Source organism: Pedobacter sp. N23S346, from assembly GCF_048515415.1.
Lineage (GTDB): Bacteria > Bacteroidota > Bacteroidia > Sphingobacteriales > Sphingobacteriaceae > Pedobacter.
Genome location: NZ_JBLYEE010000001.1, coordinates 812,220 through 826,230, shown reverse-complemented (window position 1 = coordinate 826,230; position 14,011 = coordinate 812,220). Strand labels below are relative to the sequence as shown.

The following is a 14,011-nucleotide window of genomic DNA, read 5'->3' as shown; positions in this document are numbered from 1 at the left end:
CAATGTTACTTCTCAAAGATATTGTTTTGATTAATAATTTATTACTTTTGAACCATTGAAAAAGCATCAGCAAAATATTAGAAAATATTTTTCAGCATTTATGCTGTTTGCTTTTGCTATTGCTTTAACGCCTTGGAGTGTTTTACACCACCACCAGGAAATTCCAATCCCTAAGAAGGAATTACATTGCCATCATGTTACGCATGTGGAAGCGCATGGCGATACCTGTTTAATTTGTAACGCGAGTTTTGAAAAAAACTATGTACAAACCCATAACGTTTATCGGATTTTTCTTTCTGTGACCATTTCTAGTCAGAAAGAATCTGCATTAAAAAGTTCATACGCTAAATTACTCAGCACCAGCCTTCGCGGACCTCCTTTAACCTAAGCACCTATCTGTTAGAGGTTTATATCACCTCCTATTTTTTAAATAACTGCAAATTGCTTTTTAAAAGCTTTGTTGGGTTATTTCTTATCCTTTACAATTTACTATAGTGATGAAGTTGCTATGATTGAAGAATTATAGGTTCATCATGTTTCAACGTTAAAACAAATGAAAAAATTACAGCTAATCGGCTTAGTGATTATCTACACATTATTAAGCAGCACCGCTTTCGCAACTGCTTTAAAAGACATTACAGGTAAAGTTATTGATGCCAGTAATAATCAGGCACTCCCAGGTGCAACCATTTATATTCCAGATTTAAAAGTTACAGCGGTAACCAATAATGATGGCGAATTTACCTTGAATAACCTGCCATCGAAGGGAAGCTATTTAATGGAAGTTCATTATGTGGGGTATAAAACAGCCACCCAAATCGTAAATTTTGCTACTCCGCCCAACATCACTTTTGCATTGCAACCTACCGCAATCGAAACAAGGGAAGTGGTAATTACGGGCAGTATGATCAGCAGTACCAGCAAACGAAATAGTACTTCATCTGCAGTGATTGGAAAAGATCAGCTGCTTGCGCCCTCTACCAATTTGATTGATGCATTAACAAGAATTCCGGGTGTATCTCAAATTACCACCGGACCATCGATTTCGAAACCAGTAATAAGGGGTTTAGGTTATAACCGAATTGTAACTTTAGATGATGGAATTAAGCAACAAGGCCAACAATGGGGAGATGAACACGGGATAGAAATTGATCAGTTTAAATCAGATCGCGTTGAAGTATTGCGTGGCGCAGCTTCATTAATATACGGATCGGATGCATTGGGTGGTGTAATCAATTTATTGGAACCGAGTACTGCACCAGATGGACAGGTAAAGGGTGAATTGATTACCAACTATTCTACCAATAATGGCCTGAGCGCAAACTCTTTGATGCTTACGGGTAATGATAATGGTTTTGTTTGGAGAGCCCGTGGAACCTATAAAAATGCCTATTCATTTAAAACACCTACCGGATATTTTCCAAATTCTGGCTTTAATGAAACCGATTTAAGTGGTATGGTGGGCCTGAACAAAAGCTGGGGATATTCTCATTTAAACGTTTCCAGTTTCCGCAATAACATTGGCTTTTACGATCCTAGTTTAGATGCCAATGGAAATTTTGTAAAAGAAAATGGTGATCCGTTCTTAAATTCAGATTTTAAAAGTAGAAGTTTAGATTACCCTCGTCAGGATATCAGGCATTTTAAAATTGCGTTAAACAATAACTTTATTTTGGGTAATGGCAATTTAAAAGCGGACTTTGGTTATCAGCAAAACCAGCGTCGCGAGTTGGAAGACGGACCAAGCCCATCTTTATTCTTCGACCTGAAAACTTACAATGCTGATTTGAAGTATTATATCAATGAAACCAATGGCTGGCAGCCTGTTTTCGGTATCAGCGCCGATGCCGGACGTAGTCAGAACAAAGCAAATGATGAGTTTTTAATTCCAAATTACAACACTTATGGTATTGGTGCTTTTGCTTATGCCAAAAAGAATTGGGAAAACAATACCTTCAGCATTGGTGCCCGTTACGATTACCGTAAAAACAACGGTAAGCAATTATTTGTAGATGACGAGGAACGTTTTGCACCTTTTCAAAACAAGTTTTCTAACGTAAGTGGTGCTTTAGGTTTTACGCACCAGTTTAATGAGGAGTTGAACTTTAAGGCAAACGCAGGTTCGGCCTTCCGTGCGCCAAACCCGGCAGAATTAGCTTCGAATGGGGTGCATGAAGGTACTTTTCGTTATGAAATCGGGAATCCAAATTTAAATCCGGAGCGCAGCTATCAGGTAGATGCCGCTTTAGAGTATGAAGGTAAGATCATCAGCGCCAGTGCGAGCGTTTACAACAACTATATTCGCAATTTTATTTATGCTTCCAATAATGGGGAAACCATCATTTCAGAAGGCACACAGTATCCTGTTTACCGTTATGGCCAGGTAAATGCCAATTTATATGGCGCAGAAGCAAGTTTAACCATTCATCCGGTTCCGTTTATTCACTTCGAAAATACCTTTGGATATGTTCATGCACATAATAACACTTTAGACAGATCTCTGGCTTTTATCCCGGCGGGAACATTGAGAAACGAACTTCGTTTTGAGCCTAAATTTAAAGGCACTAATGATGCTTATCTTTCTGTTGGTATCAATTCTGCATTTAAGCAAAACCGTGTGGATGATACTTTTGAGACACCAACAAGTGGCTATACCTTGTTAAATGCAGGCGTTGGTGCAACCTTCAATTTAGGTAAACAACCAATTAAACTTTCTGTATCGGCGAATAATCTGTTAGATCAGAAATATTATGATGCATTGAGTAGATATAAACCAGGACGTTTGAGTTCTGAAGATCCAAGTTTAGGCGTTTACAATGCAGGAAGAAATATAACTTTCGGTTTGTATGTGCCGTTTACGATAGCGAAGTAGGGTGAGCGTTGTTCGTTTGGCGTTGATCGTTGTTAGTCTTTCGTTTGGCGATAATCGTTTAGTCGTTGATCGTTTGACGTTTAAGGAACATTACGGAAAAGCGAAATAATTTATAAATCGTCATTGCAAGGCGGCTCTTTCAGCCAACGAAGCAATGACGATTTTTGATTAATACTAAAACTTACTTTTTAAAAGTTTCCCTTTTCGCTCTTATATATTGATCAGGCCATTCAATATCGTCGCCTAAAATTTGAGCAGCATGGGTAGGGAAATAAGCATTGCGAAGGGATTCTCTGGCGATGAAAATTAAATCTGCTTTGCCTTCCTGTAAAATTTCTTCTGCTTGATTTGCATCTACAATCACCCCAACGGCACCTGTGTAAATTCCAATTTCATTTCTAATCTTATCTGCAAAAGGAACCTGATAATTTGGTCCGGCAGGAATAAATGCATCTGGTACATTCCCACCTGATGAGGTATCTATTAAATCTACCCCTCTATCTTTCAATACCGCAGCCAATTGAATGGAATCATTTTCATTCCAACCATCTTCTGTCCAATCGGTTGCAGAAATACGTACAAACAACGGCAATGTTTCAGGCCATACTGATTGTACGGCTTCTACCACATCAATAACCAAACGGATGCGATTTTCGAAACTTCCACCATATACATCCGTTCGTTTATTACTTAACGGACTAAAAAATTCGTGTAACAGATAACCATGAGCGGCATGAATTTCCACCACTTTATAACCTGCATCAAGCGCACGTTTAGCCGCTGCTCTAAAGGCAAAAACAATTTCCTGAATTTCTGGAATACTCAACTCATGTGGTTCAACCTGCCCTTGTTTAAATGGAATTGGCGAAGGACCAACCGGTTTCCAGCTATTTTCGCCTGAGGCAATTTGCTCACCGCCATTCCAGGGTAATTCGCAACTTGCTTTTCTTCCGGCATGAGCCAACTGAATACCAGCAATTGAACCATTTTCATGAATGAAGGATACAATCTGCTTCAATTTCTCTACATGTTCATCTTTCCAGATTCCCAGATCTCCATAGGTAATTCGACCTTCGGGCGTTACTGCTGAAGCTTCCTGAATGATTAGACCTGCACCACCTACCGCTCTGCTGCCCAGGTGAACCAAATGCCAATCGTTTGCAAAACCATCTACGGCCGAATATTGGCACATGGGTGAGATTACGATTCTATTTTTTAAAGTAACATCCTTTAAAGTTAAAGGAGTGAATAATTTTGACATAACACAATAGATTTTACCGCAAAGGACGTAAAGTTTATCACAAAGAAAAATAAGTTTTACTTTTAAACCTGCGGTTTGCTTTGCAGCTATTAAAATTAAAAATTAGCACTTTTCAATTCTGCATTGATAAACTGAATTTCATCTGCAGATAGTTTTACATTGATGGCTTCGGCATTTTGTACCGATTGCTTTGCATTTCTAGCACCAACCAATGCGATGGTAATACCCGGGCGTTCTACTGTCCACCTTAAAACCAGTTGAGAAAGTGATGCATTTTTTTCATCTGCCAGAGGTTTGATCTTCGCCAGAAAAGCATTCGTTTTTTCAATACTTTCGGGCGTAAAGAATTTCACCCCCTTACGGTGATCGCCTTCTTCAAATTGATAATCTGGTGTGATTTTTCCTGTAAGCAGTCCACGCTCCATCGGGCTATATGCCAAAACTGATTTATTGTTTTCAATACAATAAGGAACCGTTTCTTCCTCTACTCCCCGGTTAACCATACTAAATGGAATCTGGTTGGAGATGATTTCTAAAGTTTGATCTGCCTCCTTTAATTGTGCTGCGTTGTAATTGCACACTCCGGCATAACGCACTTTCCCTTGTTCTATTAATCTGCTTACTGCTTCGAAAGTTTCGCTAATGGGTGTGGTTACATCTGGCCAGTGAATTTGGTATAAATCGATATAATCCGTTCCTAAACGTTTTAAAGATTGTTCGCACTCATAGATTACGCTTTCTTTACCTGCGTATTTATAGATGTCGATATCTTTCCCTTCATTATTTTTACTCTTAAACCCGAAATCGCCTTTATCTAAATCCCAGCGCATACCAAACTTGGTTAAAATCTGAAGTTTATCTCTGGAGATCCCTTTAATCGCATCGCCAACAATTTCTTCACTATCACCTTGCCCGTAAATGGGTGCAGTATCAATAGATGTTACACCTAAATCGTAAGAAGCTTTAATGGCATTAATGGCATCGTTTCGATCGGTACTTCCCCACATCCAGCCACCTGCAGCCCACGCGCCGAAAGTTATTACTGAAAGTTCTAAATCTGAATTTCCTATTTTTCTGTATTCCATTTCTATTTTTTTATAAAGTGATCTACCGCATAACTATTATGTGGCAGGTAAGCCAACAACACTGATAAAAATGCGACATGAATGAGTTGTGATGGCAATGCTTCCCAATTTTCAATTATGGTGGTACCAAAGATCAAGGCCAATGATACTGCTCCCGCCAGCAATAAACCTTGCCGGGTAAATAAGCCAATCAAGATCATGAGACCAGACACAAATTCTAAAACAGGTAAAGTGTAGCTAAAAGGAATTACCAATGTTTCTGGCAACATGGATTTTGAAAACTGCTCAACCATCCAATTACTGAAGCCGTTAAGTTTGGGTAACCTCACTAAACCATGTCCGAAAAAGCTTAATCCGATTGCCAATCTGCTCAATAAAAAAGCCCATTTACTATCCATTGTTATCGTATTGTTTATAAACATACAATCTCCAAGTTGATGATGTTTTAACATTGCTGCGATTAAACTTAGATTTTACAAAGAGGTTATAAAGGGTTCTGCCGAAGAAAAATAAAATAATTTGGATGTCTGAAACGTATTCTTGATTTTTCACCAAAACAGGCATCATTTTTAGTCTATATTCTTTGGCAGAAGTATCAATAACACTTATATTGCCACCATCCAGTTGAGTTTTAGCCTTAAAATTTTATACCATGAAAAGATTTTTTCTTTTAATTGCCGTTTCGTTCCTGATCATAAATCAATCAAATGCCCAAAAAGCAGATACTTTATCTATTACGCTTGAAAGCGTGAAGTATCCTTTTGCAGTTAAGTTTTTTCCTATTCATACCGAAGGGCAGGATATAAAAATGGCCTATATGGATGTGGCACCAACGGGGACGCCAAATGGCAAAACGGCGATTCTTTTCCATGGTAAAAACTTCGGCGGCTATTATTGGGGTAATGTAATCAAAGCCTTAACTGCAATTGGCTACCGTGTGGTTGTTCCTGATCAGATTGGGTTCGGAAAATCTTCCAAACCATTTATTCACTATAGTTTCCACCAGCTGGCCAGTTGGAATAAGAGATTATTAGATACGCTAGGCATACAAAAAACTGTTGTCTTAGGTCATAGTATGGGCGGCATATTAGCGACTCGTTTTGCGTTAATGTTCCCTGAAAAAACAGAGAAATTATTACTCGAAAATCCAATCGGGTTAGAAGACTATAAAACTTTTGTACCCTATGTAACTACAGAACAGCAATATCAAACGGAACTTAAAACCACTGCTGAAAGTGTAAGAAAGTACTATCAGGGATCATATTTTACTTATTGGAAACCCGAATACGAGTATTTGGTAAGCATCGCTGGTGGAGTTACCTACAGTGCTGATTATCCGCGCTGGGCAAAAGTTGCCGCCATGACTTTTACCATGATTTATGAACAACCAGTGGTTTATGAATTTCAAAACCTTAAAGTCCCTACCGTTTTATTTATTGGCAAAGAAGATAAAACAATAGTGGGTAAAGGCTTACTAAGCGTCGATCAACAAGCTATCCATGGACAATACAGGCTGCTTGGCAAACAGACTGCGGCAAAAATTCCAGGTGCTAAAATCATAGAATTCGAAGCTTGCGGCCATATTCCGCACATCGAAATACCGACAGAATTTTTAGTGGCGTTGACGGGGAGTTTATAGCTTCTTTCTCAAACCACGCAGGTTTTAGATAAGATCCTGAATCAAGTTTAGGAAGACGATTCTTCGTGGGGTTCAGGGAGACGATTCATCTAGTAGATCGTCTTTGCGAGGAGGAACAACGAAGCAATCTCTTTTTGTAGATCTTTCGAATGAGATTGCTTCAGCAGATGAAAGATCTGCTTCGCAAAGACGGTTTTTCGAGCAGATGCACTAACTCCAGATCGTCATGCTGAATTCAGTGTCATTCTGAATTCATTTCAGAACAGCACCTTTTAGATAAGATCCTGAAACAAGTTCACTGTTGTCCGGTTAAAGTTTAAACGATCCATTAAATCCTTTAAATCAAGCTAAAAAAGCTGTTTTTATCTCATTTTTAAAAGGTAAGCCCATTGTTTTATAGGTTTCCTAAAAATCTTGCACTAATTCGGCTGTCCGGTAAAAAACTATCATTTTCAGAGGTTTTAATATTTTAAACCGCTCATAGCTTCCATATCCTGCAAAATATTCTTTTGGTTAAGGAATATTGCAGCCATTTGTGATTAGGCTGTCCGGTAAAAATTTGTTCAAAAAGTTTTACCGGACAACAGTGAAACAAGTTCAGGAAGACGATTCTTCGTGGGTTCTGGAAGACAATTCATCAAGTGGATCGTCTTTGCGAGGAGGAACGACGAAGCAATCTATTTTTGTAGATCTTTCGAAGGAGATTGCTTCAGCAGATGAAAAATCTGCTTCGCAATGACGGTTTTTCGAGTGGATGCACTATCTCCGGATCGTCATGCTGAATTCAGCGTCATTCTGAATTCATTTCAGAACAGCACCTTTCTATGTTAAGATCCTGAATCAAGTTGAGGATGACGATTCTTCGTGGGTTCAGGGAGACGATTCATCTAGTAGATCGTCTTTGCGAGGAGGAACGACGAAGCAATCTCTTTTGTAGATCATTCGAATGAGATTGCTTCAGCAGATGAAGAATCTGCTTCGCAGGAACGGGTTTCTCGTGAGCATGCTTAACAAAACCGTCATGCTGAATTCAGCGTCATTCTGAATTCATTTCAGAACAGCACCTTTTAGATAAGATCCTGAAACAAGTTCAGGATGACGATTCTTCGTGGGTCCAGGGGGACGATTCATCTAGTAGATCGTCTTTGCGAGGAGGAACGACGAAGCAATCTATTTTTGTAGATCTTTCGAATGAGATTGCTTCAGCAGATGAAGAATCTGTTTCGCAAAGACGGGTTTATTGTGAGGTTTTCAAAATTACTTTAATCCTGATTCAATTGTTTCTTTACCAATAATTTTATTAATCCCCTGCAGTTCAAAATCAATATTCTGACCGCCAGTTTGCATTTTACCTGACAATTCCATCCGCAGGTGACTCTTAAGAATCAGGCCCGTTTTAATATCCAGCTCTGCATCGCCAACATTGGTGCCGGTTAAATCAGTATCTATTTTATTTCCCATGCTTTGAAAACTACCTTTAGAAAGCAATGTTCCATTAATATTTAAGAATGCAATGTTATCCTTTACTTCTTTGAGGGTGTATTTGGTGATGGTTTCTACTGGCATCGTCAGCTGCATTTTAGTATCAACCGTCCAGCTGTCTCCAATTTTTACCGGTTTATCCGGATATATTTTCAGGGAAGACTCCATGGTTTGTTTCATTCCTTCTGCGTTAAACTGCTGACTCAAACTGGCTTTTATGTTTGCGGCCATCGCTGAATCAGCCTTCATTTTACTCACCATATTGTTCAGCATTTGCTCGATACCTGTTAACGACTTAATGGCACCGTTGGGCAACATAACCATATGAAAAGTTGCGCCTTTCAGGCCACGGAATGAATTTTCTTTAGTGGTATCTGCATTTTCAGAATCCATTTCCATTTCGTTGCCCATCCCCTTGGATTTCATAAAAATGCGCTTATAGGTTACTTCGATATCTTTTTCCAAACCTTCGCCATTGCGAATATCGAAGCTATATTCTGTACCAATATTCTGACTTAAGCTTAGTTTTCTACCAGCCATTTGCTGATTGATCACCTGGTCTGAAATTAGTGTAAAATCGTACTTCTTCCCGATCGGGAAGTTCTGTTTTATTACATAACTTTTCTGAGCATCAGCTGCGAAACTTAGAAGAACGAGTGTTAGAAACGGAAATATTTTAAATAAATTCATGTTTATAGAAAGCTTTAAGCGAGTTGCTGAGCAAAAATTCTGCTCAATGCATGGTATAAATCCGGGTGTTTATCTTTTAAAAGTTCTGGCTTTTCGAAAAAATACTCTGAAACCACAGCAAAGAATTCGGCTTCATTGGTTATAGCGTATAGATTAATGTCAGATTTATTGTCTTCTATTTTTGCCATTTCCGCGTGCATCATTTTTATCCAGGGCAAAGTATACTCATGGCCCATTAAATTTTCTGGTACGCCATCTGTTGCCCCGTCCGATTTATCCAGCAAATGTACAAACTCATGAATAGCTGTATTTTCCTTACCAGCACTTTTTGAAAAACCATGACGAAGCGCAGAACGTGATAAAATCATTTGTCCGTTCATGTAACCCGTTCCAACCATTCCCGCGATATTCCGTTCACCGCCTTCAAACTGAAAATCTTTATTAAAAGTATCAGGATAAAGCAATACACTACTTAGATTTTTGTACTGCCAATCGGTAAAACCGAAGATGGGAATCACAGCGCTTGAAGCAATTAATAACTCGTCTAATGTAGTCATGTCCAAACCTACGCCTTCAATTTTTACCGTGCTGAAAAACTCCGCTATTTTTTGCTCAAACCGGAGTTTGTCAGTCGAATCAAGGTTATGATAATAGCCCACATAATCATCCAGAATTTTACGATCTGTATCAGTTAAGGGTTCTATAGCAGGTTTCTTTTTTCGTAAAATAAAATACAGTACAATCAGGAAAATGGGAATTAAATAGGCAAAAGGTAACGAATTCATATGCATGTGTTGGCTATTACGCCATTGGTTAGATTAAAAAAAATATTTGCCTGTTTATCTGCTAGCTTTCTAAAATTTCTAGCTGTGTAAGTACCTGCTCACGGGTTACCGGATAAGGTTTATGATCGGCGATTGCCTGGTAAACAGCCTCAAAAAGTGGTAAATAACTCCCGACTTCTGCCTGAATAATTTCTTCTGTTTTATTCCCATCTGCATCAATAGTCGTAAGCAAGCCTTGCTTTCCATCTGGCTCAATTCCGTAATCAGCATCAGTAATTTTCTGGCCGGCGAGCAATTGTTCTTCCTGCACATCGGCTCTATCTTTGATAAAACTACCATTTACACCATGTAACACAAAGGCGGCCTGCGGATTCACCACCAACATACTCGAAGTGACAAATACATTCACACTATCAGCGTAATTAAGCTGAATGGTAAAATAGTCATCCACCACTGTATCTTTTCTGTTTTTACCCAACACTTTATGAAAGGTTTCTGGCTTACCAAACACGCTGATCACCTGATCGAGCAAATGCGGCCCCAGATCGTACAATAATCCACTCGCCTCAATGGCTTGTTCTTTAAAAGCTTTTGGTCCGATTACGTTTCTATAGCGATCATAACGCAAATGCATCTCATTCAGCTTGCCCAGTTTACCACTTGCCAGCACTTTTTTAACGGAAGTAAAATCACTGTCCCAACGGCGGTTCTGGTAAAAGAAGATCTGTTTCCCCACCTCATCTGCCAGTTGAAAAAGTTCTTTCGCCTGTGCCTGATTTGCCGTAAATGGTTTTTCTACTAAAATGTGTTTACCTTTTTGAAGAGCCGCTTTCGAGTGTTCGTAGTGCAGGTTGTTCGGTGTATTAACCACAACAAGTTCAATTTCCTCATCATTTAGAAGTTCATCAATACTGCTATAACTTAAGACATTAGGATAATCGTTAACTGCATTTTTTTTGCTTCTTTCTACTATAGCCTTTAAGGTGAACCCATCGTGTGCATTTAAAAATGGCGCATGAAATACCTTTCCAGACATGCCATAGGCCAATAAACCAGCCGTTATTATTTTATTTGAATTTGTACTCATAGATTGCGATTGTACGTAAAAGTACGATTCTGCTTTAAAGTTTTGCGCTAAACTGACAACCTTTTCAGCCAGCGTATAAACCTTTTTACACTATCTTTGCAAATATGAAACCGTCGGAGATTAATGCCAAATGGAAAGTATTGCAGGAGAAAATTGCAAAGGAGTTTGATTCTGATTTCCCGGATTTAAAAGTGATCCTCTTTCTTATTGGTGTGCAGGAACTGGGCAAAGGGCCAAAGAAATACAGCAAAAGACAAAAGGAAGAACTGATGCATATTGCCACTTGCCGCTTACTTAGCGAAATGGGGTTTTACGAACTGGAAGGTTTGGATCAGGATGGCTGGCCACACTGGAAATTGATTAAAGCGATTCCACCTTACACCATGCTTGAGCAGGAAATGTTGATGAAATCGCTTGTAGTGAGTTATTTTGAAGATATTTATTCTTAAGAATTGTTTCCCGCAGATTACAGGGATTACGCAGATCTGGATGGTTAAAAATTAACTTACGAAATTTCAAAAGCTTGAGCGCTGAAGAATTTCGCAAGTTGACCTTCATTTATGAAATTTAGACAGTTCCCAGAATGGTTTCCCGCAGATTACAGAGATTCCGCAGATTTAAATGGTGAAAAAATTAACTTACAATTTCTAAAGCCTTAGCGCTGAAGAATTTCGCAAGTTGACTTAATAGATTATTTTTTATTAAAGCACCCTCAATAACAATCCCTTTAAATACTCTCCTTCCGGGAAAGAAATCCGCACCGGGTGATCTTCTGGCTGGCAGAATTGTTTGATGATTTGTACTTCTTTGCCTGCATCCAACGCGGCCCAGGCAATAATCTGTTTAAAGGTTTCAATATCAACAGCGCCTGAACAAGAGAAGGTGGCCAATAATCCTCCTTTTTCGAGAAGCAACATGGCTAAACGGTTGAGATCTTTATAGGCTCTGGCTGCGCGATCTAAAGCCGATCGCGAAGGTGCATATTTTGGTGGATCAAGCACAATAATGTCGAACTTTTCATCCGCATCTTTAAACACACGAAGTTGTTTATTTACATCAGATTGTATCGCAGTAACTTTAGCCGCATCAAAATGATTCAGGTCTACATTCTGTTTTAAAGTCTCTACCGCTAAAGCCGAACTATCTACACTGGTGATACTTTCGGCGCCGTTTGCTAAACTATTTAAACTGAAACCACCACTGTAGCTAAAACAATCAAGCACTTTTTTGCCTTTGGTATAACTGGCTAAAATACTTCTGTTATCGCGTTGATCACAATAGAAACCAGATTTCTGACCTTCTGCAATATTGATATTATAGGCAATTCCGTTCTCCTTAACTTCTAAAAATTCTGGTGGATTCTCGCCCCAAAGCAAGCCATTTTCAATTGGCAAACCCTCATGTGTTCTAGCTGTAGCATCACTTTTATCAAAAATACCTTTGGGCTGTAATTCAGTTTTGAGGATCTCAACAATAGTCTCTTTTACTTTTTCAATTCCAGAACTTAAAATTTGTAAAGAAAGAAAATCAGCATACTGATCTACAATTAAACCTGGCAGGAAATCGGCTTCACTAAAAACCAAACGGCAGGTATTGGTTTCATCGTTTAAAATAAATTTACGGGAAGCAATGGCTTGTTTCAATCTGTTTTCATACCAGTTTTGATCGATGGTTTGACTTTCATCCCATTCCAATAAACGAACGGCAACACGCGAATTGCTGTTGTAATAGCCATAAGCCAAAAATTCGTTATTAAAGGCAGAAACTTTAACTACATCACCATCTTCAGGCTTGCCTTTAACTTTTTCTAAAGCTCCGGAAAATACCCATGGATGTCTTTGTAATGCCGCTTTTTCTTTCCCTTTTTTTAATACGATTTCTACCATGGAGCAAAGGTAAGAATTAGTTTGGAGTTAAGTGTTTGGCGTTTCGAAATGCAGATTACAGAAACCGGTTGCCCAATGGCTTTTGCATCCGCACCAATTCAGTGTCTAAAACTTTGGTTTCAAATTCAGTTACTGGTCGTTTGGCTTCAATCATCGAGATGAGTAACTCTGTTGCCACCTGACCCATTTCGAAGGCGGGTTGTTTTACCGAGGTAAGCGATGGAGAAAAAAGTTCAACGAGGTTTGAATTGGTAAACCCCGCAATCGCGATTTTATGCGCTATTCCAGGATTCGTTTTTTTCATGGCCATAATGCAGCCTGTAGTCAGCCGATCGCTGGAAATGAAAATTCCATCAGGATTTAAAGGCAACAGCTCTTTCACAGCCTCTTCTAACTCAATGCTGTGCATACCACCATGTTGGCAATACTTCACCAGCTCAGGCTTAAATTCAATATTATATTTAGCCAGTGCAGCTTGGTATCCTTTTAACCGTTCCCGGGTGATGGAAAGATTCTCCGAATTTGTTAAATGCGCAATTGTTCTTTTTCCGGAAAGAATCAAATGTTCGGTTGCATCAAAGGCACCTTTAAAATTATTAGCAATTACCTTATGTGTTTCAAAATTTTCAGGAACACGATCAAAAAAAACAATAGGCAAACCTTTCCCATATAAATTCCGAAGGTACTCAATATCCTGTGTTTCTGATGAAAGCGCAATCAACAAGCCATCGATAGAACGCGATGCAAGGTGTTCAACATTGAGCTTTTCCTGTTTATAGGATTCATGACTTTGAGAAATGATTACATGGTAACCCCGGTCATAAGCAATGGATTCGATCCCGTTAATCACCTGGGAGAAAAAATTATTGGCAATTTCACTTACAATAATCCCAATAGAATAACTTCTTCGTTCCTTTAAACTCCGTGCAATGGGGTTAGCCCGGTAATTAACCTTTTCAGCATAGGCTAAAACCAGTTTTTTAGTTTCTTCGCTAATTTCGTAGCGATCTCTCAGGGCTCTGGAAACCGTAGAAGTGGATAATCCTAAGGCCTTGGCAATATCTTTTATGGTAGAAGTTTCAAATCTCATTTTTCGTGATGCGTACAAGTTACAAAAAATATCTCTTTTCAAAGGTTTCTAAACCGGGATTAAATAAACGTTAAATACACGTTATCGGGAACGTTTGCACACTTTTTTAGTTAAATCTGATTTCAATCCATTTT

13 protein-coding genes are annotated in these 14,011 nt (G+C 38.9%); 5 read left to right on the top strand and 8 right to left on the bottom strand.

The window, feature by feature from the left end:
- Positions 1-55 precede the first annotated feature (55 nt).
- Entirely contained in the window at positions 56-388 is a 333-nt protein-coding gene (locus ACN1CD_RS03525) for a hypothetical protein (protein WP_419128866.1), read from the top strand.
- A gap of 165 nt (positions 389-553) precedes the next feature.
- A complete protein-coding gene (locus ACN1CD_RS03520) occupies positions 554-2,872 on the top strand; it encodes a TonB-dependent receptor (protein ID WP_419128865.1) in 2,319 nt (772 codons plus the stop codon).
- Positions 2,873-3,053: 181 nt separating this feature from the next.
- Here ACN1CD_RS03520 and namA read toward each other — a convergent pair whose 3' ends face one another.
- From namA to ACN1CD_RS03505, 3 genes are all read right to left on the bottom strand, one after another.
- On the bottom strand, positions 3,054-4,133 hold the full coding sequence (namA, locus tag ACN1CD_RS03515) for an NADPH dehydrogenase NamA (RefSeq protein ID WP_419128864.1): 1,080 nt from the start codon (positions 4,131-4,133) through the stop codon (positions 3,054-3,056).
- 95 nt (positions 4,134-4,228) lie between these two features.
- A complete protein-coding gene (locus ACN1CD_RS03510; protein ID WP_419128863.1) occupies positions 4,229-5,218 on the bottom strand; it encodes an aldo/keto reductase in 990 nt (329 codons plus the stop codon).
- Positions 5,219-5,220: 2 nt separating this feature from the next.
- The gene (locus ACN1CD_RS03505) at positions 5,221-5,616 is read right to left on the bottom strand and encodes a DoxX family protein (RefSeq protein ID WP_419128862.1); all 396 of its coding nucleotides are present in this window, start codon (positions 5,614-5,616) and stop codon (positions 5,221-5,223) included.
- Positions 5,617-5,870: 254 nt separating this feature from the next.
- Here ACN1CD_RS03505 and ACN1CD_RS03500 point away from each other — a divergent pair, with 254 nt between their 5' ends.
- Positions 5,871-6,857: an alpha/beta fold hydrolase gene (locus tag ACN1CD_RS03500; protein ID WP_419128861.1), complete on the top strand. Its 987-nt coding sequence runs from the start codon at positions 5,871-5,873 to the stop codon at positions 6,855-6,857.
- A gap of 586 nt (positions 6,858-7,443) precedes the next feature.
- A complete protein-coding gene (locus tag ACN1CD_RS03495) occupies positions 7,444-7,596 on the top strand; it encodes a hypothetical protein (RefSeq protein ID WP_419128860.1) in 153 nt (50 codons plus the stop codon).
- A gap of 518 nt (positions 7,597-8,114) precedes the next feature.
- On the opposite strand, the gene ACN1CD_RS03490 is transcribed toward ACN1CD_RS03495, so the two are convergent.
- From ACN1CD_RS03490 to ACN1CD_RS03480, 3 genes are all read right to left on the bottom strand, one after another.
- Positions 8,115-9,029 (bottom strand): DUF6263 family protein, encoded by a 915-nt coding sequence (locus ACN1CD_RS03490; RefSeq protein WP_419128859.1) that lies wholly within the window; start codon positions 9,027-9,029, stop codon positions 8,115-8,117.
- 14 nt (positions 9,030-9,043) lie between these two features.
- Entirely contained in the window at positions 9,044-9,814 is a 771-nt protein-coding gene (locus ACN1CD_RS03485; protein ID WP_419128858.1) for a zinc-dependent peptidase, read from the bottom strand.
- A 61-nt stretch (positions 9,815-9,875) separates the two neighbouring features.
- The gene (locus ACN1CD_RS03480) at positions 9,876-10,901 is read right to left on the bottom strand and encodes a Gfo/Idh/MocA family oxidoreductase (protein WP_419128857.1); all 1,026 of its coding nucleotides are present in this window, start codon (positions 10,899-10,901) and stop codon (positions 9,876-9,878) included.
- 104 nt (positions 10,902-11,005) lie between these two features.
- On the opposite strand from ACN1CD_RS03480, the gene ACN1CD_RS03475 reads away from it, so the two are divergent.
- Entirely contained in the window at positions 11,006-11,350 is a 345-nt protein-coding gene (locus ACN1CD_RS03475) for a hypothetical protein (protein ID WP_419128856.1), read from the top strand.
- Between the two features lie 252 nt (positions 11,351-11,602).
- On the opposite strand, the gene ACN1CD_RS03470 is transcribed toward ACN1CD_RS03475, so the two are convergent.
- The gene (locus ACN1CD_RS03470; protein WP_419128855.1) at positions 11,603-12,787 is read right to left on the bottom strand and encodes a class I SAM-dependent rRNA methyltransferase; all 1,185 of its coding nucleotides are present in this window, start codon (positions 12,785-12,787) and stop codon (positions 11,603-11,605) included.
- Between the two features lie 55 nt (positions 12,788-12,842).
- Entirely contained in the window at positions 12,843-13,877 is a 1,035-nt protein-coding gene (locus ACN1CD_RS03465; RefSeq protein WP_419128854.1) for a LacI family DNA-binding transcriptional regulator, read from the bottom strand.
- Between the last annotated feature and the right edge of the window lie 134 nt (positions 13,878-14,011).

Excerpts from the sequence above, each read along its gene's own strand:
- ACN1CD_RS03520 (WP_419128865.1), top strand. The coding sequence starts at position 554 with ATGAAAAAATTACAGCTAATCGGCTTAGTGATTATCTACACATTATTA.
- namA (WP_419128864.1), bottom strand. The coding sequence starts at position 4,133 with ATGTCAAAATTATTCACTCCTTTAACTTTAAAGGATGTTACTTTAAAA.
- ACN1CD_RS03510 (WP_419128863.1), bottom strand. The coding sequence starts at position 5,218 with ATGGAATACAGAAAAATAGGAAATTCAGATTTAGAACTTTCAGTAATA.
- ACN1CD_RS03505 (WP_419128862.1), bottom strand. The coding sequence starts at position 5,616 with ATGGATAGTAAATGGGCTTTTTTATTGAGCAGATTGGCAATCGGATTA.
- ACN1CD_RS03500 (WP_419128861.1), top strand. The coding sequence starts at position 5,871 with ATGAAAAGATTTTTTCTTTTAATTGCCGTTTCGTTCCTGATCATAAAT.
- ACN1CD_RS03490 (WP_419128859.1), bottom strand. The coding sequence starts at position 9,029 with ATGAATTTATTTAAAATATTTCCGTTTCTAACACTCGTTCTTCTAAGT.
- ACN1CD_RS03485 (WP_419128858.1), bottom strand. The coding sequence starts at position 9,814 with ATGAATTCGTTACCTTTTGCCTATTTAATTCCCATTTTCCTGATTGTA.
- ACN1CD_RS03480 (WP_419128857.1), bottom strand. The coding sequence starts at position 10,901 with ATGAGTACAAATTCAAATAAAATAATAACGGCTGGTTTATTGGCCTAT.
- ACN1CD_RS03475 (WP_419128856.1), top strand. The coding sequence starts at position 11,006 with ATGAAACCGTCGGAGATTAATGCCAAATGGAAAGTATTGCAGGAGAAA.
- ACN1CD_RS03470 (WP_419128855.1), bottom strand. The coding sequence starts at position 12,787 with ATGGTAGAAATCGTATTAAAAAAAGGGAAAGAAAAAGCGGCATTACAA.
- ACN1CD_RS03465 (WP_419128854.1), bottom strand. The coding sequence starts at position 13,877 with ATGAGATTTGAAACTTCTACCATAAAAGATATTGCCAAGGCCTTAGGA.